Below are 21036 nucleotides of genomic sequence, written 5' to 3'. Positions count from 1 at the left end.
GGCATGAACCCGACTTTCCCTATATGCATTATAACACAATGAATTGTGTGTTAAACCAAATCGTTGTATATGCATTATGTATTTTTACTGGAAATTCTATTACCTATAGGCATTTTACCAGCGACGTTGACTATTGTCAACGAAAATGGCGCAATCACACACGGAGGTGCTTACGATGACACGTAAAAAATCGCATAAAAAATATGCGTCTAACAACGCTTATACGATATCGGAGCGTTATACCCACGTTTACTACGAAGGATCGCCCGCTCCATACGAAGACCTTGCGGACTATGTTCGTCTACCCGCGGTGAGAGGAGTGCGCATCGCATGAGTATCGCAATTGACCCGAAAGCCGGCACGCATTTTATCGGAAAAATATTCGTATCGCCGCACGCTTGCGACCGCGCCGTCGAGCATTTCGGAGTGGAACGTGCGAAGGCTCCGATGTACGTAATGGATTTGCTGCGTAAATCTTCGTTAATTTCCGAACACGTAATCGACGAAGACGGCAAGCCTGGTCGCATGTTTGCGTATCGGCGTACGGTGTTTATCGTTCATCCCTCGGAATCTACTGTTTACACGCTCTATCCGCAGCACAAGGCAAACGAAGTCATCCGCAACCCGATCGAACGCTTAATTCAACGCGCAGTTAAAGCCGCCGAGCGCAAGGAAAAACGCGAAGTAAAACGTATTAACGTCCGTAAAGCGGAACTAGCGGTCGAACGTGCGGAAGCAGAATTGCGCTGTATAAAATCCGAGTCCAACCGTGTTATCGCAGAAATGAACGCCCGTGTAAACGATATTGACGTGGAATTACGAAACCTTGAGCGTGAACTTTTCGAGATTAAACGCGAGAAAACGAACCTTATGAAGTCCGTTGTTGCTTACGTTTGAAAAATCGCTTCCTTTATATAAGCCGGAATTTCTTACGCCGGCTACGCGGTGTCAACGTGAGAGTGTACCGCTGGCGCCGTGTAGCGGACGTAGGAATAAGGCGTGTAACGACGCTAATCTGAAATCCGAAAATTAAACGAGGGGAACGTGATTGAATGAGTATTCGCGATCAGTTGAAGCAACGTGAGGAAGACCGCAACACTCCGAAAGGTGGCGGCTTGAATGAGGGGCTTCCGGAAGGCGTAACGAGGTATGTTCGTTTGGGTGGGAAAGCGTCGGAACTCGGCGAGGGTCGCCAGTTCGTAATGCTTGCGGACCCTGACCAGTGGTATTTTTACTTTTGCCACGAGGATAGCACGTTTAGTCCCTTTGTGACTTATGTCAAAAAGCACACTTGCTTACACTCACCACGCGGCGTAGGTTCGGAGATTAAGTCGTACAGCAAGCCGAACGGCAACGTATGTATCTCGTGCAAAGCTAAAGCCAAGCGCAAACTATACTTCATGATTCCAGTATTTGATCTTGAGTACAAGACTTGGCGTGTTCTAGACATCAAGGAGTTCCACGCCATGAACTTGATTGGTGACTACGACAAGCTCGAAAAGGCTGCGAAGAAGTTCAGCAAAGACTATACGCTTGTTGGCGATGTCTTTACGCTTACTAAAACGACAGATGGAAAGTCTTTTTCGCTTGGTTCTGGTGACGCAGAGGTGCCGGAAGAAGCCGCACAGTTCCTCGGTTTTACATTTCCGTACGAAGAACTCGCAAACTTCCGCGAAGAGGACGATATCATCACGCTATTGACCGAGGCAGACCCGGAACACGTCGATAAATCTGTACTCGGAACCTCAGCCGCACAAACTCCGCCGACCGAGCCGCAACAAACGGATGCACCTATCGATATCAGCGAAGAAGACCTGCCGTTCTAACCTACGAAAGGAGGTGAGTAATATCGCACATCAAACGGAAATTACCGGCAAATACTCCGAGCTGGCGGCGCGTCTTGCGCTGTTAGCTAACGGATGGACCGTACACACTTCGGAAACAGCAGAGGCTTACGACGTGTTAGCGACGGAGCCACTTACGGGCCGCCACGTTAAGATTCAGGTCAAAACGGTACGCCGACGCTCGGATCGCGAGCGTGGTGACGGCGTGGCTGACCTCGTAGTTTACGCAAAGAAAGGCAACGGTACGACGTACGACTTATCCGAGGCTGACTATATCGTTGGCGTATGGGCGGTCGATGGAGAGGTGCCCCGTGTATTCATGTTCGAAAACCGCTGTCTCTCAGAGTATTGGTGCAGCGAGGCCAAAGCATCCGAACGTTGGATCGAATTGTCCATCGCATTGAACCGAAACCTCGACGAACCCGAACCGGAGATGTCAGCGTTAGCACTCGCAGCTTAGTCGTAGTTTTTACGTAAGTCCAAATAAATCGCGGGCCAACGAGCCCCTAAAGGAGACCGAATAAATGGCGAAATTGAACGTAACTGTACCGGCTGTAGACGTAGAGGTAAACGGCGTTAAGTATCGTAAAGTTGTCGACCGTGACACGCAAGTTGGGGATATTATCCGCTATATGGACGACAGCGACTACGTAACAAAAGGTGCGTTTTACGCAGTGACACGTATTGACGGCGCAGACGATCCGCACATTTCTGACGACGATGGAGACGACCACGACCTTTGCGGTGAAGAGTTCGAAGTGTATGCGAAAGTATCGGAGACGACCGGAGAATATCGAGAGGTTAAACGTTGGGCCGAGCCGGGAGAACGCATCCGCATTGTGCGTAAGTATTCCGGAGAGGAGCGCTATGAGAACGGAGCCGAGTTCGTTGTTGATTCCGTAGACGGTGACGGTGATGTACGCGTTACGGTTGAATCAGAGGATAGGGTAATGGTAGCGCTGTGCGAATATGTGGTGCTGGAGCCGATATGGGTAAGGGAGTCCACACCTAAGCGCTTAACCGTTGGTGATTACGCCAAAGTTATCGCTAATAGTACGATCCACAACTATACGATCGGCTCCTTCGTAAAAATCGTACGTGACGATAACGATGAGTCACCCTATCGCGCAGAAAAAGCGGACGGAACCGAGGGGAATTTCTTAGCGGAGAAGGACGTAGAGCCCGCAACCGAAGCGGAGTTCCTTGCGCAAAAACGCTTGAAGGTCGGCGAATTTGCGAAGGTAGTCGGGAAGAGCCGAATGTATACAACAGAGTACGTCTCGGTCGGTGACGTAGTCAAGATTACGGAAGATGACGGCCGAAGTCGTCCGTTCCACACGGATACTATCGACGGTAAGAATGCCGGCTGGTTTACGGAGTCCGAGCTAGTTCGCGCAACAGACGAAGAGGTAGCGCAAGCTAAACGTAAACTTGCGGCTGAAACGACTACAGACCCTCGGAGTCAATTCGCAAAAGGCGAAAAGGTGCGTTTGATTAACGGAGGCGGCGAGTGGCCGCTGGTCGGATACGACGACGGAGAAATTTACGAAGTCGATACGCCCCTTTACGATACGCACAGATCCGGACCTGTTATTAAGATCGTCGGCGGTGATCTCTCGCGTGGTTACGCTAAACCGGAGCAACTCGCAAAACTCACGATCGAAGTCGGCTCTACCGTTCGCCTTACGCTTAAGGACGGGGAGAAACCGGCGTACGGATGGGGCGGCGTGAGTAACGGAGCTATCGGAAAGGTGACGCGTATTAATGGAAATTCCGCTCGCGTAGAATTTCCCGAACAATCGCGTTGGCACGCGTTACTGTCCGAGTTGACTCTCGTTACTGACGGAGAGAAGCCACAGCCACAACCGAAGCCAGTACGTTTCAAAGTCGGCGAATATGCGCGTACTCTCGTTGCAAAAGAAGGCATTCCGATGAGATCTATCGTGAAGGTCGTGCGAGATGACGAGGATTTTAGTCCGTTTAAATCAACGTTGCTTGACGGAAGTGCGTACCATTATTACACGCAGGACGAACTCGAACGCGTTGACGCAGAGACTGCGAAGTGGGCGTCGATCGGACGGAAGGTAAACGAGTATAAGGCGGGCGATGTTGTCATCGTATCTAGACCGTGTGGAGCGCCGTTGGAACGTGGGCAACTCGTGACCGTACGTCATGACTCTGATAGTGCTGGGTCAGTTAGCGTAACGGACATCGGATGGTCGGTGTCAGTATCATCGCTGGTAACTCCGGTCGAACAGCGATTTGACCGGATGGAACTTGAGGCTACAAAAGCCGCAGCATAAGGAGGTGCCGCAATTATGGCTGACGTTAAATTGACGCTTAATCTCCGCCAGCCAACCGCAGACCCTGACGTAGCCGAACGTGTAGCCGACGCAGCCAAACGTAAGAAAGCCGCAGAGGAAACGCCAGCCGAAGCAGTCGAACGCATTAGCGCAATGTCGTTGACGGAGCGCGAACGCAACGCAGTCGTGGCGGTTAGAGTAGCGTTGACGAGGGAAACAGGCAATCCCTCGTCCGCTATTACACTTCGTACTGGCGGGGGTTCTATTACGAAGGCTGACGTAGTTACAGCGGGCGAGCGTATCTTGGCGGATGCGCAACGTCAGGAAAGGGCGGAAAGGATTGCGGAGACGTTACGGACGAAACCGGATAACTTCCACATCATTACGGATGACGCGGAGTTGCCCGGAATGATGACGCGACTTCGTGAAGAGGTACGGCTACAGAAGGACGACGAGTGGTTCCGTAAGGTATTCGTTCTCTTTAACGATACGTTAATTAAACGGAAATTGGCCGAGCGTGGGATTACGATTCCTGACGCTCAGTCACTAACCGTATGGGATACGGAAACATCCGGACTAGACAAGATGATCGACCTAACCGGAGGATACTCGGTATGGCTTCCGTTACTGAACGAGGGCTATTACGTAGCGTACGGGCATTTAACGGGGGAGAAGCAATGTACGCGGTCAAAGGCTCTCGGGGCAATCGCAAAGTTTATGTCGCTTCCTTCGCAGATTAAATCGTTTCATAACGCGCCGTTTGACTTAGCGATGTTGCTCAATGACGGTCTGAAGCCGCAGGGGGTTCGGTACGATTCCGCTGAGGCAATGCGAACACTCAACGACCACGAGCCGACATACGCACTGAAGCCGTTGCTCACGAAATACAAATCGGCTATCGGAATTGATATCGACGATTTCACGTACGAGGACTTATTCGGAAATGAGTCTCCGATGATTCATCCGGTCGAAGTAGTTGGCATCTACGCGATTAAGGACGTACTCAAGGGATGGGCGCTTACACGTTGGCAGATAGATAACCTCGTAGCCACGGACCAACTCGCAACTGCGTTTTTCGAGATAACGCAGTATCTGTCCGAGGTCAACGTCGCAATCGAACGTACCGGTTTCGTAATCGACCTAGACGGGCTCAAGGCGTTGGGTGACGAACTTCGTCCGAAACTGGCGCAGGCTCAAGAAGAGGTAACCGCAGCATATGGCGTAACCGATCCGGAGTTTTTACGCAAAATGGACCGGACGTTAAACGCACCGAAAATTACGGATTGGGTTGATAAACAACGTAGGAAAATTGCGCGTAACCAAGAGGCACAACGGAAGCAACGTGTGATTATCGCTGAGTGTGAAGCGGCCGGTAAGACTACGTTAAAAAAGTATACGAACGCCGTCGCCAGGCTTGCGGAACTTAAAACGGAAGATTTGCCGCCAGCAGAGCCGGAATACGCGCCGCCATTTGTTACGGAATTTTCATTCACCAACGACAACCACCTGCGCTATTTGATTTACGACCACCTCGGTATCGAAGACCGTACGAAGCAGATCGTAAAGGATAAATCGAAGACACGCGCCGTATCTAAGGACGTGCTCGATCGGTACTTTGAGGAGGAAGAAGCGCTCAAACCGCTGGCTAACGTGTCCGCTTACGAGAAGCTATTGAACACGTACATCGATAAAATTCCGGAAGCTCTGGACGTTGATGGGCGATTGCACACGCAACTAGATACTGTTTCAACGGGGCGTTATTCCTCAAAGGGCTATAGCGGCAAACCTAACGAGTTGCAGACCGAACCTATCACGGATGATAACTATCTGGACATGATGCGGATGCGCGTGGAGTGTGCGGAGAAATCCGTCGCAAAGGGAACCAACATTCAAAATATACCGGCCCGGACAAAAGAGGGCGAACGTGTTCGTACGATGTTCATTCCTCCGCCCGGTCATACGTTCCTCGGTAGTGACTTGAGTTCCATTGAGCCGAGACTTCAAGCGCATATCATGTCGGTTGAGCATGGCGATGAGATATTCGCGGAAATGTATCGCAAAGGACTCGATCCGTACGTAGAGTTTGCGTCTATCATGTTCGAGGTTGACCGTGAGCTTTGTTTCGAAAAGGCGTACAAGGACGGGCTCACACCGATTCCGTACCGTAAGCTGACGAAAGACATGTTTCTTGCGAAAGGGTACGGACAGGCGGAGGATCAGTTCGTAAAAACAGCGGTCAAACGCGGTATTACGGAGGAATCCGGTAAGCGTGCATATGCGAAGTTCGATGAGATACTGCCCGGCTTCAGTACGATGGTTAACGCGGCATTTGAACACCTACGTGAACATGGCTGGACGGCTACGTTGTGGGGACAGAAACGCCGCTTTCCGGAGTATCGGAAGAACTGGCGCCGTTTATGCGAGATTATGCGGCTCGCCGGCATCCGCGACAAGAACGATCCGGAACTCAGTAAGAAGTCGTATAAGCTTTCGCCTAATCTGCGGTCGGAGTTCTGGCAACTTATTCGCCTGACCGGGCGTGATGAGAGAGCTGCGTTTAACCATCGGATTCAAGGCAGCGGTGCCGCCGTTTTGAAACTGTGTATGATCCGCAGTTACTACGAGCTCACACTGGGTCGCGGATGGGAATTTACGTTGACGCTGCATGACGAGCAGAAGCACGCGGTGCCAAACGAAGATATTACGGAAGAGGCAGTCGCTCTATATACGGACATCATGACGAATACTGTTACGTTTGCATGTCCGCTTGAGTGTGACACGGTGATTGAAGTCTCTTGGATGAAGGAGACGCGCCCCGATGATTGGGACTTTACACTAGGGAGGCCGAAGGAGGTGAGAGATAGTGAGAAATGAGTACGAGGTACGCGGTGAAGAAACGGCCATCTTTGTCAAGCACAAGGAAACAACGTACGAGTTGATAATCGACACCTCCGACCTCGACGCAGTTCTTGACATGCCTGTGCGTAAGTGGAACACTGCACCTTCTCGCGACGGGATGAGATTTTACGTTAAAGGGTATCTAAATTACACCAATGTATACTTTCACAGAATGCTCTTGAATCCTCCGGAAGGAATGGTTATCGACCACATAGACGGGAATCCACTTAACAACCGTAGGTCAAACTTGCGGATAGTTACGCTTGCAGAAAACAACCGAAACATAACGAGAAAGAGGTCACGCAACAAAGATTTACCTGTTGGAGTTACCCGCATTAGACGTGAGTATTTCACGTATGTAGCACAGATATCGCGGAATGGGGTAACGCATTTCCTTGGCTACCACGACTCCATTGCGGATGCGGCACAGGCTATTGAGCAATTTAAACGAAAAGAGGAGGTTGCGTAAATGGCTACTGAAGCACAGATACGCTTAAAAATAACTGACGCGATATCGAGCGCGGAAGCAAACCCGGATTTCGGTGGAGAGGAAATATGCCGCCACGCAGTCGACGTGGTTAGGTTCTATTTCAGCGTAACGTGCGCGTACCAACACTGCGGTGGCTTCGATAGCTCCGGTTACAGTATTGATTGCTATGCGATTGCTTACGTAACAGAAAGAGGTAGGATCGGCATTTACGATTACCAATACGAATCTTACTAGGAGGCGGTTTAACTGTCGCAAGAACTCGCAAATAAAATCGCGCAAGACCTCACGCTTCACCTTAACGCCTGGCACGCTGCACCGGAAGTATACGACGATGCTCTCGACGCACAAATTCATCGTTGGTATGCGGATTTCCTAACGGACAAGTCCCGTAAAATCTGGCCGCCGCGAGACATTCCGTATTTCTCTCCATCGTCGGCGAATGCGGATGCTCGCGGTCTCTACGAAAAGATGCGTGGGGCTAAGAAGGAGAAGACGGGTCAGCCTGCGCACCAAGGACGATGGACGCGCATCGGGACGGCTATCGGAGACACAATTCAACGCGATATCCTCTTCGCAGATAAGCACAATTCGCAGCCTCCGTCAAAGTTTTCGTTTGAGTATAACGGACGTGGCGAGCCGATGTTCGAAGACTTCGCAAAGGTTAGTCGCTTAATCGAACACGGAGGGAAGACGTTTGCACTCTACGGTACGTGCGACGGCATTATGCTCTACGTTTCCGAGGATGGCGAAGTGCTACGCGTCGGCCTCGAAATCAAATCGAAACAGACAACGTATTCGATGACGTCAGGCTTCTCTGCGCGGAAAGGTCCGAAGGAGGACCACGTTAAGCAATGCGTCTGTTACTCGGTGATGTACGATGTTGACTACTACGTCATCCTCTACGTTAACGGTTCGAAGAAGTCGTGGAATATGACGGAAGATGAGTTCGCGAAAAACCCGGATATCTTGGCGTTCGGCTTATACATTACGGACGAGATGCGTAACGACGTACTCGACCATTTTGCGGGCATTGTTCATGCGGCTGAGACGGGCAACGCGCCAGCTCTGGACCTCGATAAGTGGCTTTTCAACGACTTCAAGCGTACGATCGCGTTGTCTCTCACCGAGGCGGAAATTGCGAAGTTGGAGCGTAAGGTAGTCGCGCTGAACCATTCGTCATTGCCGGATTGGAAGAAGCGCGGACCGAGTGAGGCGTTGGCAGATATCATACGGATTAGAGCGGAAATGACGGAGAGTCATACGAAGGAGGCTGCGTAAATGAATTACGGACGAAGAATCAGCAACGGAGTTATGTACGTAGGTGTGGTGTTCTCGGTATTGCTCGGCGGTCTATTCGCCTTAGCGTTAATTTTCGGAGAGGGTTCGGATTGGTGGATGCGTATCTTCTTCGCATTACTCGCAATTTGGGCTTTCGTAGCGGGCTTCGTTGAGGGGAAATCCGAAGAGGTGCTGAAGAATGACGGAATATTTAAGGCTACGCGCCAGGAAAAAGAGGACGCACGTAACCGCCTGGAGGAGCGCAAGCAGATCGAACGTGCTTACGATGCGCGTGAATATATCATATTATCTGCGCTATTGCTAACGTTTAGTAAGAACGGTGGTGTCCTACGAGGCTTACTGCCAGACAAAGATGCGGACGTGCTTTACGACATGGCTGCGCAGCTAGAGTTAGATTTTACGGCAGAAGAACAACTGGCGATGTTGGCGGACCTCATCCGCGAGAAATCAGCGGAGGTGTTGCGAATTGGCGAAGACGACGCGGCCTAAGCCGTTACGTGTGCTCGGGCTCGACCTATCACTAAGTCCCGGGATAGCTGCGATTGAGGTACGAAACAGGCAACCGTACCTCGTCGCCTGTTCCTCCGTTGCAACGTCTACAGAAGATCCAGACGCAGTCCGCAATTACATCGTTGAGACGTTCGTAGCGCAATTTGTACGCATGTACCGTCCGTTTGACCACGTTGTCCGCGAGGACTTTACGGCCGGCCGAAATAAACGCGCTACACAAACGATATTCAGCTCGTGGGCTGCGGCGGATCGTGCGTTGTACTCGTACGGATATCAGGCGGCGGATTTAAAACCTGCGCTGGCTCCGACGTCGGTTAAGCGGTTAGTTACGGGTAACGGAAAGGCAGAAAAGGCGGAAGTGGCGGCGGCTGTACGGAGACTGTTGCGGCTAGGTGAAGATTACGTGTTTAAAACCGGCTATGACGACTCGGACGCGTGCGCGGTGGCGTTGGCGTACTTGATACGTGAGGGCTTGATTGATACGGAGGAGGTTGCGGCGTGAGTGCGAGAATTTACGTTACCGAGATCGACTACGATATTGTCGAAATGCATTCAACAACAGTGCAACGCGTCGCGACGATGGGCACCCGAATAGGGGCGAAGGTGTATACGAGCACCGGCGGTTACTTGGATGTGTATGTCCGTGTTCCTGGACGTGTTGAGAATGCGGAGGAAGCTATACGTAATTTATTACAGGAGGCGGTTGAGAATGGGTAGCGTACTAACTGGCGAAAAATTACACGCGTTTATTATCTGTGGCGCATTGACCTTAGCGCTTCGGGAATTCGGAGGCGATCCGGCGGAAGTTCTTACAGAAGCCGAAGTCGCAAAGTTCGAGGAACTGACGGATACGCCGGAGTTAAACGCAATGACGGACGAGGAAATTGCACGAGTTATACGCCCATTGATCCGCAAATATGCGGATGTGGCTCTAGTATGACGGACGATTTTAACGCACAGCTAGCGGAGCACCTACGTCAGCAGGTCGCGTCATTAGAGCACGCTCTTGCGTACAAACAACGTGATATCGAAGATTACGGACGTCGGCTCGCGGAGGCACGGTCAGCACTCGTGAAATTAGAGAAGAGAATGGGAGAGATGCGCTATTAATACGAAATTGTTAACGGACGAATTTATCGGACAATACCCTGATTTTCCTGCGGAGATGAACCCGCTGGGTCACTTCGTTTATCTTCGAACATATTCGCGTTGGTTGCCCGAACAAGCACGGCGCGAAACGTGGAAGGAGACAGTCCGACGTGCGACGGAATATAACGTAAGTCTCGGCGTTAAACATATGGATAGAATCGGATACGGAGCTGATATTGAGTGGCATCGGAAAGAGGCCGAGCTATTATTCGATAATATGTTTCACTTGCGTCAATTCCTCAGCGGGCGGACGTTGTGGGTAGGTGGTGCAGAGAACGGAGTAGCCGAGAAGTATCCATTAGCAAATTTCAATTGCTCGTTTATTAATATCGCGTCATGGTCAGACCTCGGCGATTTATTCTACCTGCTAATGGTTGGTACCGGCGTCGGGTTTAAGTGTACGAAGGAAATGGCGGCAAACCTCGCACCAATCCGGACAAATACGATGTTACTGCATTCGGAGTACGAGCCAGTTCCGAAAGCTGCTCGTTATGAGCATACGCAGCTTCGTGATATGGAGAACGGATATGCGAAGATTTACGTAGGCGATTCAAAAGAGGGATGGGTCGAATCCCTGCGTATGTATCTCAATATTCTTACGAAACGCGAATACGAACACATACACACCATCAAGATTTCATACAATTCCGTACGACCAAACGGAGAACGCTTGAACACTTTCGGAGGTACGGCGTCCGGTCCGGAGCCTTTGCGTGAAATATTCGCAGGGATTGATCGTGTATTAAAGAACGAGATTGATCCGGGCTTGGCTCCGCTAGTAGACGTAATGGCTCCGTTTTATCATGAGTCGACGGGACTAACGTTACAACACGGGCATCCGGCGGGCTACCAATACGTGCGTCCGATACACATTCTCGATATCGGAAACCTTATCGGTAATAACGTTGTGGTCGGGGGCGTGCGACGTACTGCGGAAATTTTCCTTATGGACGCAGATGACTACGAGTGTATTTTCGCGAAGTACGGACTCAACGGAATATGGGACGCAGATAAACACGCGAAGGTCATCGAGAAGACGCGTGCTCTCGGTCTCGAAAAGGAAGCGCGATTCCTTGAGAGCTTACCGACGTTCGACCCGAATGCCCGTCCGTTGCATCACCGCAGGATGTCGAATAATTCGATCGCATTTACGGAGCAACCTTCGCGCGAGTTCCTGAACCTCGTATTTACGATGATGCAAGCGGAAGGCGAGCCGGGCTTCGTAAACCTAGAGGAAGCGCGAAAACGTCGACCGAACGCGGAAGGCTTAAACCCATGTGCGGAAATACTCCTCGACTCATACGGCGTGTGTAATCTGACGACCGTAAATATGACGACGTTCGTTCGCAACGGTGAATTTGATGTACGCGGCTTGATCGAGGCGCAGCGCCTTTCCGCACGAGCCGGCCTACGTATGACCCTTGCGGAGCTGGAACTGCCGCATTGGAACGCGATTCAGCAGCGTGATCGTCTGCTCGGTACATCACTGACCGGCGTTAAAGATGCGTTTGCTGCAGTCGGATTCTCTACCGCAAAAGAATCGGGATTCCTCGGCACGCTAGGCGCGACTGCCCGCGAAGAGGCGGACCGTTACGCAAAAGAACTCCGCGTATCCGCGCCTCTGCTCGTTACAACGGTTAAGCCGGAAGGCACGATTTCGCAAGTAGCGGGCGGAGTCTCGTCCGGTCTGCATTGGTCGCACTCTCCGTATTACATCCGACGTATTCGCATCAACGCGTCCGATTCGCTGGCTCAAGCGGTTATCGACCTCGGCTGGACGGTAAATCCGGAAGTAGGTACGCCTGGCGAGACGCGTGAAGAACGTATGAGCAACGCCCGGACGTACGTCATCGACTTCCCGGTAGCTAGTGGAGCAGCGCGCACAAAAGATGACGTAAGCGCAGCGGAACAGCTCGATACGTATTTCGAGTTTCAACGCCATTACACCGAGCACAATTCGTCGAATACAATCACGGTTCGCCCGCACGAGTGGGATACCGCCGAGGAAATCGTATATTCACGTTGGGACGAGTTTACGGCGGTGTCTTTCCTGGCGTTAGACGGTGGGTCATACGACCTCGCACCGTACGAAGCGATTACGCGCGAGAAGTACGAGGAGCTTTCTGCGGCTATGCGTCCGTTCGATATGGCGCTGCTACAACGTTATGAAACAACGGGCGAGTCCGACCTAGACGGGATGGACGGTTGTGAGGGCGGAGCTTGTCCTATACGATAAGGAGGTATGCGTATGTCTTCGGTAATTATGTATGAGATGTTGCGGACGTTTCGGCTACACCCGTTTCTCCGCCACGCTTCGGAATTTGACGACTTAACGGACGCAGAGCTGCGGAAAATAGACGAGTTAATGCGGATGGTTCCGACCAAACGCGTGAGTACATAACGGAGGGCCTACGGGCTTCTCCGTTTTTTTTTTATTTTCGTAAAAGTGTGTCACAGGGTGTTGAGTGTCGTTGAAGTAAATGTAAGGCGGAAAAAAACATTACGCTCAACTGTGCGAATCTCATTCCGCTGGAAACAAACGTAGTGTAGGGCGGAATGACCGCCGAGTAACGCAAAACTAAAACGGAGGCGATTCGGATTATGACGAAACAAAATTATCGTGAGGTTAAGCGTGAGGCTAACGTAGGTGAACGGATTAAGATCGTAAATCCACAATTCGCGCTCGGGTACGGTGAGGGCGACGAAGGCACGACAACGGAGAGAGTGTCCGTAGGAGTACACGCGATGCTTAACGGGAGCGAGCGCGGCGTCTATCACCGAGAATACGTCGTACTCGAACCGGTAACAACGTCAGGTACTAACGAAGCCCTAGCGAGTGCTTTCACGCAATTCATCCGCGACAATGCCGATACGATCCGGGCTATTCTCGGTGACGCGTCTAACGTAACCAAAACGGAGCCGGCCGCCTTAACCCGCGCAGCCGTTATCGAAAAGGCACGCGCCGATGTTGCGGAGTTGACTCGGAAAATGCGTAGTCCGATCGCTAATTCAGACGGAAACCGTACGTTTAATACGCTCACCTCAAAACCGGAGTTTCACATTAACCGGAACAAACGTGCCGTTACCGTGCTGGTGCGAGGCATCTACGGCAATGCAATCCTCGAAAAAGGCATCGCAAAAGCTGCGCCTGACGACGTATTCCACGCAGAAATCGGTAAGGCGATCGCACTCCGCCGCGCGTTGGGCTTGATGGTGCCGAGCGAGTATACGAACGCGCCGAAACCGGATGAGCCGCGGGTTGGTTCGGTTGTTCGTGGAGTAGATCACGATATGTATGACGGCGGAAAAGTTGGCGTGGTAACAGCCTTGCGTCCTACTGAGTTTATGAGTGCTGAACTCGGTCTCGTTGTTGACGGGTTTGCTGGAACAGGTTGGAACCTGATCGGGAACGTTTCGATACTCGACGACACCGACGTTGACTACAGCGTTATTACGGAAGGAGTTGCGGCTTAGTGAATCTCGTATTTAAAGGCGTTGTAACTTGCGGAGACGCCTATCGGTGTGATGACGTAGACGAACCCGGTGCAGTCTTAATCGGAGGCGAGGACGTAGTTGCTGCGATTAACAACGCGTTTGACAACGTCCCTGTTATCGTAGGGATTGCGGATTCGACGTTTACTGGCGAACTCTTCGTCGAGACCGGGTGGGGCTACTCGGAGTGGACACCGATGGATTCGGATGAATTACGGGTCGGTGACCACGATTTAATCGAGATATTGCGACGGTATGAGCACGAGGAAATTACGCTGATTATTTCGACGGAGCCAGTAAATATTCTCGAAGCTGTAGAGGAGGCGAGCGAATGATTTTACGTACATTCGGTTGGTTGTGTGCGGGGTATTGGACGAGTGTCCTCATTAGAGTCATCGCAGGAACCTACGTGTTGGACCGGGTTAGTACGGTGCTGACGTTGTTTATCGTTATCTTATTTTTCGCAGCAGTTGGAATCGAGGGGGACGAGTAAATGAACGTTAAAATCAAGTGTCTACATCCAGACGCAGTTATCCCGCAATACGCAACGCCCGGCGCGGCCGCCTTCGACCTCGTAGCGGTTGAGGACGTAATCATCGCGCCAGGCGAGACGAAGAAAGTTCCGCTCGGCCTCGCGTTCGAAATTCCGGAGGGCTACGTAATGATCGTAGCGATGCGGTCGGGGGTTGCGCTGAAGACGAAGCTGCGGCAACCGAACGGAATCGGCGTGATTGATTCGGATTATCGCGGTGAAGTTGCGATGATGTTCGATAACATTTCGCCCACAAATAGCGGATTTGTTAAGCCGTACCTATATGGAATCAACGGTGAGGTTACAGAGCACCTTATAGCGGAACCAGCGCCCTTATTTACGTATCTCATCCGTAAAGGTGACCGTGTAGCTCAGGCGTTTATCCTCCCGATTCCTCACGTCAATCTCATCGAGACGGACGAGGAGCTTTCGGAAACGGAGCGTGGGACGGGCGGCTTTGGGCACACGGGGGTTAACCCCTAAAAGTATGGAGGTCATCCTCAGCAAAAAAGTCATTATCGAATCTCTCTATGTACTCCTCTCTAGTGTGTCCTAACCTGATGTATTGAGTAAGGACTTCCATTCGAGATACGTATCCAGAATTGTCGTAGTCTACATCAAAAGTCTCGCATGCTATCCTCGGTATTGAGGTGTACGGAAACTCTATTTTATCACACTCACAGTTTGGATACTTTTTGCAATTAAGTCCTATTTTGATTTTACTCACAATACCAACTCCTTTAATTTGTCTATATTATATCACTTCTTAAAACAAGGAGGTATCGTAACATGGCAGAAAAAGAACCGCGATTAGCCGAAGTCATCCCGTTCCCCAACGCAGTCGCCGACGTACTCGAAGCTTGGGCGGCCGCAGCTCGGCGCGGTGAGATAGCCGGTGTCATCATCGCAGGACTCGGATCGGACCGACTCGATGGCGATACGTTAACGGCGTCGGTTGGCGTTAACTCACGCGAGTACGGCGTACTTGTTAACGATTTGAATGATTCGCGAATCATCGAAACAGTTGACGTAAATTTATTCGAATAGGGGCGTGGGAGAATGGCGGAATTAAGCGGAGTAGTGCGCGTAGGTAGTGCCGTCACCGTAATTTGCTACGAAGGAAAGGACTACGTAAAAGTAGAGGGGCGGGCTCGGAAGGGCGATATCGTACTGGTTAGAGGTGATATATCGGATTATCTGCGTGCTGACGAGTTTTACGGAGTTAACGCTGACGAGGACGGAGACGAGTATGTGCGGGACACGGACGATGATGCCTTTTATTTCAGCGAGCGAAACTACGATGGGCTAACGGTATTCCGGGGCGGAGTTCCTACCGAAATCCTCCTCGCAGCCCAGCGTGAAGAACTCGCCAAGGTTACCGCGACCATTGCGGAGCTTGAAGCGAAATTAGCGGACGAGAAGACGCTGAAGGTCGGCGATTATGCGTGCCGTGTAGCTACGGGGCAAATTGTTAAAGTCGTGTTTGATGATCAAAGTTCACTACCATTTAAAACCATACCTGTGCTAGATTCCGAGCTAGATTCCGACGAATTGGACTTTTACTGGTGGAACACTGAGTCGCAACTCGTTAAACTCACGCCCGCCGAAGCGAAAGCCGCAATCCTCACGCAAGTTGAGGCGCAATTCAAGGAGGTGGCGTAGTCTCGCGGACATTCATCGAACTCTTCATCGCAGCAATGGTCGCAATCAATCCTCCGGAGGAACCGACGCCAACGCCCGTAGTAAAGACGGAGAAAACAGGCAATTCCCCGTCTTCTACTTACGTAGTCACTGCGTACGCACTTGGCGACGGATTCACGCCAACACATGGCATCACCGCATCAGGTAGGCGCGTCAAGAACGGCGTAACCGCAGCTTGTCCGAAGTCCATTCCGTTCGGTACACGTGTCGATATCGAAAGTGTCGGAGTCCGAACGTGTTGGGACCGAGGCGGTCGGATTACTGACGGACATATCGACGTCTACGTAAAGGATATTCGGCGGGCGGTTGTTTTTGGGAAGCGGCGGCTAAACGTTCGCGTTCTTCAATAACGAGTTGGACAGCACGTAGATTTGTGGCGGTCCTCCAGTGAAGCCCCGTTGCAGCTACCAGGGTACCGGATACTCCTAAGAAGTATGCAGCGGCTATGGAAATCGCAAACCAATCTCGCCCTTCACCTAGGAGCTTATTCACGGTCAGTAAGACTAGCGGTATCACGTAGGCTATCAACGAACCTAGTAACGACATTTGTTTTGCGTTATCTTCATCGGCTAGATAGTACTTTTCGAGCGCTCTTAAATCGGAGTCGCTAATCGTCTCATATTTCTTGCAAGTCTTCCTAATTCTATTAATTTTCTCTTCCATTTCATTCACTGGAATACCCCCTTTACTTAATATATCGGAAACCACAAAGGAGCGGATTATATGGCGAAGTATTTGCGTTGCTTTAAGAGTGGTCAATACATCACAGCGGGTAAACGCTACGAGATAATTGGTGAAGTAGACGGTCTGTTCGTATTCCTGGATGACGACGGTGACGAACATTGCTGGTCGATCGAACCGGGCGAGGAAGGCGAAAGCTACCGTGACCATTTCGTACTCGAAACAGACGAGAAACTAACGCCAACATCACCGTACTTCCCGACGAATACCTCAACGGCATCGAACGTGAATACCGCGAAGTTAAACGGAAAGCAGTCACGGGTGAACGCATTAAAATCGTAAATCCGATCGCATCTTTCGGTGATTACGAAAGGGGCGACGTAATGACGGTTTATAGCACAGGTAGCGGCGGAGTCCACACGGTCGAGACTGCCGAAGGATGGGACATCGGTGGTCACATTTACGTCGGTGACGACGAATACGTAGTCCTCGAACCGACTAATATCGTACAAATCGCAGGTGAACGACTCCGTATGGTCGACCGTAAGGCAACGGTGGGCGAGCGTGTAATCATCGTGAGCTCGGACAAAACGAAGTCAGTCGGCTGTGCCTTCCGACACAAAATAGGCGAAGCTGGAGACGTAGATTCGCGTTTGCTTGATCGCCCGCTTGTTAACGGTTGGTACATTTTGGACGGAGATTACCTCGTGCTCGAACCGCTAACCGCTGCGCCACTCCTATCCGAACAGTCTGCGCAAGACCAAGCCGCAGCTACGATCAGCGCGTTAGCATTACGGTTGGATGCGTTGACTGAACGTATGGATGCATTGGAAGCGAAGGTAGATGCGGCCTATGCAACGCAACCGACTACCGCGGTCGATACGGAGGAGGTTCTCAAGGCTGTTCGTAGGTTTTCCGAGGGGCTGAAGCGGAGCGTATCGGATGCGCTCAAAACGCCGCAGCAGCGTCGGGACGAAATCGTTGAGCGTGCGAAGGCCGACGTTAAACGTCTCGAAAACAAACACCAGTCTAGGATGGAATTCGAAGGAGCTGCATCTTTCTGGCCGCGAGGTTGCGAGAAAAACGGAAAAACTCCGTGCCATTTCGTCGAGTACGTGGTTGACCGCGGTAAGCGAACAGTTGTCGCATTGATCCGTTTCATAAAAAGTCGGCGTGTAGATTACCGCGGGGTAGCAAAATGCGCACCTAACGACGTATTTAACGCACACATCGGTAAGGCAATCGCGCTGTATCGCGCGCTTGGTCTCGAAGTGCCTGCGGAGTACTTGAACGTGCCGCAGCCTACGGAGGTTCGCGTAAGTGACGTCGTACGGGTATGCGGGAATGGTACGAGTGGGATCGGGCATTATTACGATATGGGCGACGTTGGGCGCGTGGTGGAGCGTAATCAAAGTGAAGGATGGGCGGAGATATATGGGTTGCGAACTAGACAACCTAGTCGGAGTCAATACGGGTATGAGCAAGGCGTACACGATGCGGACTACGAAGTCATCGACGACACACGCGAGGAGGTGGCGGCGTAATGATCCGACTGTACAGCGAAGTATTCGTCATAACCGCGATAACCCGTAAAACAAGCGCAGAGACGTTTAGGGATTGGCGCGTAGGTGATCGAATTCGGTTTAGTACCGTTATGAAGGCGATGGCGGGCGCGTCAGGAGGCGGAGTTTACGCGTCAATGTACCGCGCGGAGAATCTAACGCAGGAAACCTCAACGACCAAATCACAGACGAACATGAACAACGTAATCAGCGCGTTCGAAATGCGTCCCGAAAGCGAGGTGACCGCCGAATGACTACGCTCCCTCACATTGGTCTCATCGGTAAGTTGAGAAGTGGGAAGTCTGAGGTCGGTAATTATCTTTCGGATAACTACGGTTACACGCAATTCGCGTTCGGAGACGAACTCAAACGTTACGCTCACGAATTGTTCGGTGAGCCTGCACCTGATGAGAAGCCGCGCGAACTCTATCAATGGTTCGGACAGACGATGCGTGAGCGTGATCCGGACATTTGGGTGCGTAAGTGTTTCGAAGCGATCGAGCGGGATCGCGACAGTATTCCAGAGGATTTGCGTAGGGCACACGAGTTTATATTGAACGGAGACGTCATACATTCCGTACCGGCTCGTCCGTTCCGCGCAGTCGTCGGCGATTGCAGGCAGCCAAACGAGTATGCCGCGCTCAAATCCGCCGGCTACGTCCTCATCCGCGTAGAAGCTCCGGATGCCGTCCGCATCGACCGCGCTATCAAATCCGGCGACGTGTTTAACTACGCTGACCTTTTCCACGGTACAGAGACGGCGCTCGACGGATACCTTCCCGACTTCACCGTGACGAACGACGGAACACTCGACAGACTCCACGCGCAAATAGACGAGATAATCGCGTACTTGTCCGGAGAGTGGCCGGAATGATTAACGAACTCATACGCGTAGCAGTAGAAGAAGCGGCTAACAACGGTTATATACGTGGATATGACGCAGGGTATGCGGTTGGTTATGCGGCTGCCCTGCGGAGTGTTTACCGGAAGGAGGACGGAGAGGATGATAGCGAATCACACGCCTAACCCACAGGACGGTAGGTATTCGTCACGCTACTTATCTCGTAAGCGTGTCGTCAATTGGGATGAGGCTGCTTATACCGTATTAGCGAGTGCGAGAGATGCGTCGCTACATCCGGGAGAACGAAAGGAGTCGGTATCCATACGAAACTATAACGTAACTCCGCAATTACCGCCGAACGGCCTAACGGTCGCCGAACTATTTTGCGGCGGCGGTCTCATGGCGGTTGGACTCAAATCGGCAGGCTATACGTTAACCTTTGCGAACGACTTCGATAAACGGGCGGTTCAAGCCTACGCACATAATATCGGTGATCATGTTGTGTACGGAGACATAACGAGTGACGATATACAGGCGCAGATACCTGACGCTGACATTATCGCAGGCGGACCGCCATGCCAGGATTATAGCGTTGCTGGGTCTGGAGCTGGCGAAGAGGGAGAGCGCGGTAAGCTCGTATGGACGTACCTCGGAGTCATTGCGAGAAAGCAGCCGAAAGCTTTCGTATTTGAGAACGTTAAGGGACTCGTATCTAAAAAACACCGCCCTACTTTTGACGCTCTGCTCGCATATTTTGAATCTATCAACTACAGCGTTTCATGGCGAGTAATTAACGCTTGGGACTACGGGGTAGCACAAAAGCGTGAGCGCGTGATTGCAGTGGGTATTCGTAAGGACTTGGGATTCACATTTGAGTTTCCGGAGCCGAGTGCGGAAGAGTACCGGACGCAAGTACTGCGGGATGTGGTCGGTGACTTGCCAGAGGTCTCTGACTACTACTATCGCCATCCAAGAAATTATGACAGAAGGGCAGTTTACGGACTTGACGAAGTTTCCCCGACTGTTCGGACAGTAAACCGCCCTATGCCTGACGGGTATTCCGCGCACAGAGACGACGCACATTTACAAAATCACGACGGTCATTTGTTCGATAACGTAAACCCCGATTGGACATACGAGAAGGCTAATCGTCAGGCTTCGTGGGAAACGCCGGGCGCTACAGTTGGCGGGCACGCTCGTAATGAAGGCGTACACCCGGAATCAAAACCGCAACCACGCCGCTTTACCGTCCGTGAGTGCCTGCGAATCCAATCCGTACCCGACTGGTACGTGTTACCGGACGATATTTCGTTATCCGCACAGTATCGCATCGTTGGTAACGGAGTCGCATCGCGCGTCTCCTACCTAATCGGAGTCGCGCTGGCGGAGCAACTTAACGCAACCTTGGCGCGGGACTTGCAGGAGGCAGCGTAATGAGCGCCTTCGACCGTTTCCAGCCACCGGACCCACGTGATGAACCGCGCATTTCCGCCTACTGTGCTTGGTGTGGCGACGGGATTTACGCAGGCGATGAATTTACAGCGTACAGCAATGGAGACAGGACGCATATCGGACACTGCGAAAATGAGTACGTGATGGCTGAACTCGGAATCATACGTGAAACTGCGGCTTAGTATTCGCAAAACTCAACATATGAATAATTCACAATAGATTAGCGGCGCTTTCGACGTACTAGTACGTTGATGACGCGCTCAATCGAAAAAGGGAGGCGTT

The 21036-nt window shown here is 51.6% G+C and carries 28 protein-coding genes; 27 read left to right on the top strand and 1 reads right to left on the bottom strand.

The genetic code is table 11. The features are described from left to right. Window positions 1-330 precede the first annotated feature (330 nt). The 17 genes from HFD99_RS01495 to HFD99_RS01415 all read left to right on the top strand — a co-directional run bounded on the left by HFD99_RS01495 (window position 331) and on the right by HFD99_RS01415 (window position 15000). Window positions 331-897 carry a hypothetical protein gene (locus HFD99_RS01495; protein WP_167440778.1) on the top strand — a complete coding sequence of 189 codons (567 nt, stop codon included), beginning with the start codon at window positions 331-333 and terminating at the stop codon, window positions 895-897. Window positions 898-1052: 155 nt separating this feature from the next. After that, the gene (locus tag HFD99_RS01490; RefSeq protein ID WP_167440777.1) at window positions 1053-1826 is read left to right on the top strand and encodes a single-stranded DNA-binding protein; all 774 of its coding nucleotides are present in this window, start codon (window positions 1053-1055) and stop codon (window positions 1824-1826) included. A 13-nt stretch (window positions 1827-1839) separates the two neighbouring features. Beyond that, window positions 1840-2304: a hypothetical protein gene (locus HFD99_RS01485; protein ID WP_318252234.1), complete on the top strand. Its 465-nt coding sequence runs from the start codon at window positions 1840-1842 to the stop codon at window positions 2302-2304. Between the two features lie 64 nt (window positions 2305-2368). Next, entirely contained in the window at window positions 2369-4147 is a 1779-nt protein-coding gene (locus tag HFD99_RS01480; protein WP_167440776.1) for a hypothetical protein, read from the top strand. Window positions 4148-4162: 15 nt separating this feature from the next. Then, window positions 4163-7021, top strand: a complete 2859-nt coding sequence (locus HFD99_RS01475) for a DNA polymerase (RefSeq protein ID WP_167440775.1) — start codon at window positions 4163-4165, stop codon at window positions 7019-7021. Further along, window positions 7011-7514 carry an HNH endonuclease signature motif containing protein gene (locus HFD99_RS01470; protein ID WP_202984354.1) on the top strand — a complete coding sequence of 168 codons (504 nt, stop codon included), beginning with the start codon at window positions 7011-7013 and terminating at the stop codon, window positions 7512-7514. Before HFD99_RS01475 ends, HFD99_RS01470 begins: the two co-directional genes overlap by 11 nt. 951 nt (window positions 7515-8465) lie before the next feature. Next, window positions 8466-8813: a hypothetical protein gene (locus HFD99_RS01465; RefSeq protein ID WP_167440774.1), complete on the top strand. Its 348-nt coding sequence runs from the start codon at window positions 8466-8468 to the stop codon at window positions 8811-8813. Next, window positions 8814-9323, top strand: coding sequence for a hypothetical protein (locus HFD99_RS01460; protein WP_167440773.1), 510 nt, complete (start codon window positions 8814-8816; stop codon window positions 9321-9323). Continuing rightward, window positions 9301-9846, top strand: a complete 546-nt coding sequence (locus HFD99_RS01455) for a crossover junction endodeoxyribonuclease RuvC (protein ID WP_167440772.1) — start codon at window positions 9301-9303, stop codon at window positions 9844-9846. The genes HFD99_RS01460 and HFD99_RS01455 overlap by 23 nt, the downstream gene beginning before the upstream one ends. Beyond that, window positions 9843-10061, top strand: coding sequence for a hypothetical protein (locus HFD99_RS01450; RefSeq protein WP_167440771.1), 219 nt, complete (start codon window positions 9843-9845; stop codon window positions 10059-10061). The genes HFD99_RS01455 and HFD99_RS01450 overlap by 4 nt, the downstream gene beginning before the upstream one ends. Then, window positions 10054-10284: a hypothetical protein gene (locus tag HFD99_RS01445; RefSeq protein WP_167440770.1), complete on the top strand. Its 231-nt coding sequence runs from the start codon at window positions 10054-10056 to the stop codon at window positions 10282-10284. Before HFD99_RS01450 ends, HFD99_RS01445 begins: the two co-directional genes overlap by 8 nt. 225 nt (window positions 10285-10509) lie before the next feature. Further along, window positions 10510-12729 carry a ribonucleoside-triphosphate reductase, adenosylcobalamin-dependent gene (nrdJ, locus tag HFD99_RS01440; RefSeq protein ID WP_167440826.1) on the top strand — a complete coding sequence of 740 codons (2220 nt, stop codon included), beginning with the start codon at window positions 10510-10512 and terminating at the stop codon, window positions 12727-12729. A 12-nt stretch (window positions 12730-12741) separates the two neighbouring features. After that, complete coding sequence (locus HFD99_RS01435; RefSeq protein WP_167440769.1) at window positions 12742-12894, top strand: hypothetical protein; 153 nt, start codon at window positions 12742-12744, stop codon at window positions 12892-12894. Between the two features lie 587 nt (window positions 12895-13481). Beyond that, window positions 13482-13967: a hypothetical protein gene (locus HFD99_RS01430; RefSeq protein ID WP_167440708.1), complete on the top strand. Its 486-nt coding sequence runs from the start codon at window positions 13482-13484 to the stop codon at window positions 13965-13967. Beyond that, window positions 13967-14320 carry a hypothetical protein gene (locus HFD99_RS01425; RefSeq protein ID WP_167440768.1) on the top strand — a complete coding sequence of 118 codons (354 nt, stop codon included), beginning with the start codon at window positions 13967-13969 and terminating at the stop codon, window positions 14318-14320. Before HFD99_RS01430 ends, HFD99_RS01425 begins: the two co-directional genes overlap by 1 nt. Then, on the top strand, window positions 14317-14478 hold the full coding sequence (locus HFD99_RS01420; protein WP_167440767.1) for a hypothetical protein: 162 nt from the start codon (window positions 14317-14319) through the stop codon (window positions 14476-14478). The genes HFD99_RS01425 and HFD99_RS01420 overlap by 4 nt, the downstream gene beginning before the upstream one ends. After that, window positions 14479-15000, top strand: coding sequence for a dUTP diphosphatase (locus tag HFD99_RS01415; protein ID WP_167440766.1), 522 nt, complete (start codon window positions 14479-14481; stop codon window positions 14998-15000). It abuts the gene before it with no gap. On the opposite strand, the gene HFD99_RS01410 is transcribed toward HFD99_RS01415, so the two are convergent. Continuing rightward, window positions 14990-15244: a hypothetical protein gene (locus tag HFD99_RS01410; protein ID WP_167440765.1), complete on the bottom strand. Its 255-nt coding sequence runs from the start codon at window positions 15242-15244 to the stop codon at window positions 14990-14992. The two genes, HFD99_RS01415 and HFD99_RS01410, sit on opposite strands and share 11 nt — an antisense overlap. A 62-nt stretch (window positions 15245-15306) precedes the next feature. Between HFD99_RS01410 and HFD99_RS01405 the strand changes: the two genes are divergently transcribed. From HFD99_RS01405 to HFD99_RS01360, 10 genes are all read left to right on the top strand, one after another. After that, window positions 15307-15564, top strand: a complete 258-nt coding sequence (locus HFD99_RS01405; protein ID WP_167440764.1) for a hypothetical protein — start codon at window positions 15307-15309, stop codon at window positions 15562-15564. Window positions 15565-15576: 12 nt separating this feature from the next. Further along, a complete protein-coding gene (locus HFD99_RS01400; RefSeq protein WP_167440763.1) occupies window positions 15577-16179 on the top strand; it encodes a hypothetical protein in 603 nt (200 codons plus the stop codon). 35 nt (window positions 16180-16214) lie between these two features. Next, on the top strand, window positions 16215-16568 hold the full coding sequence (locus HFD99_RS01395) for a 3D domain-containing protein (protein ID WP_167440762.1): 354 nt from the start codon (window positions 16215-16217) through the stop codon (window positions 16566-16568). A gap of 385 nt (window positions 16569-16953) precedes the next feature. Next, entirely contained in the window at window positions 16954-17241 is a 288-nt protein-coding gene (locus HFD99_RS01390) for a hypothetical protein (RefSeq protein ID WP_167440761.1), read from the top strand. A gap of 41 nt (window positions 17242-17282) precedes the next feature. After that, window positions 17283-18443 carry a hypothetical protein gene (locus tag HFD99_RS01385; protein WP_167440760.1) on the top strand — a complete coding sequence of 387 codons (1161 nt, stop codon included), beginning with the start codon at window positions 17283-17285 and terminating at the stop codon, window positions 18441-18443. Then, on the top strand, window positions 18443-18715 hold the full coding sequence (locus tag HFD99_RS01380) for a hypothetical protein (RefSeq protein ID WP_167440759.1): 273 nt from the start codon (window positions 18443-18445) through the stop codon (window positions 18713-18715). The genes HFD99_RS01385 and HFD99_RS01380 overlap by 1 nt, the downstream gene beginning before the upstream one ends. Continuing rightward, a complete protein-coding gene (locus HFD99_RS01375) occupies window positions 18712-19335 on the top strand; it encodes an AAA family ATPase (RefSeq protein WP_167440758.1) in 624 nt (207 codons plus the stop codon). The genes HFD99_RS01380 and HFD99_RS01375 overlap by 4 nt, the downstream gene beginning before the upstream one ends. Next, entirely contained in the window at window positions 19332-19487 is a 156-nt protein-coding gene (locus tag HFD99_RS01370) for a hypothetical protein (protein ID WP_167440757.1), read from the top strand. The genes HFD99_RS01375 and HFD99_RS01370 overlap by 4 nt, the downstream gene beginning before the upstream one ends. Next, on the top strand, window positions 19465-20736 hold the full coding sequence (locus HFD99_RS01365) for a DNA cytosine methyltransferase (RefSeq protein WP_167440756.1): 1272 nt from the start codon (window positions 19465-19467) through the stop codon (window positions 20734-20736). Before HFD99_RS01370 ends, HFD99_RS01365 begins: the two co-directional genes overlap by 23 nt. Next, a complete protein-coding gene (locus HFD99_RS01360) occupies window positions 20736-20936 on the top strand; it encodes a hypothetical protein (protein ID WP_167440755.1) in 201 nt (66 codons plus the stop codon). The genes HFD99_RS01365 and HFD99_RS01360 overlap by 1 nt, the downstream gene beginning before the upstream one ends. Window positions 20937-21036 lie beyond the last annotated feature (100 nt).

It is taken from the genome of Paenibacillus sp. EKM301P, assembly GCF_011800295.1.
Lineage (GTDB): Bacteria > Bacillota > Bacilli > Paenibacillales > Paenibacillaceae > Paenibacillus > Paenibacillus polymyxa.
Note: the sequence above shows the minus strand (reverse complement) of the source record. Positions and strands in the feature narration are given on the sequence as shown.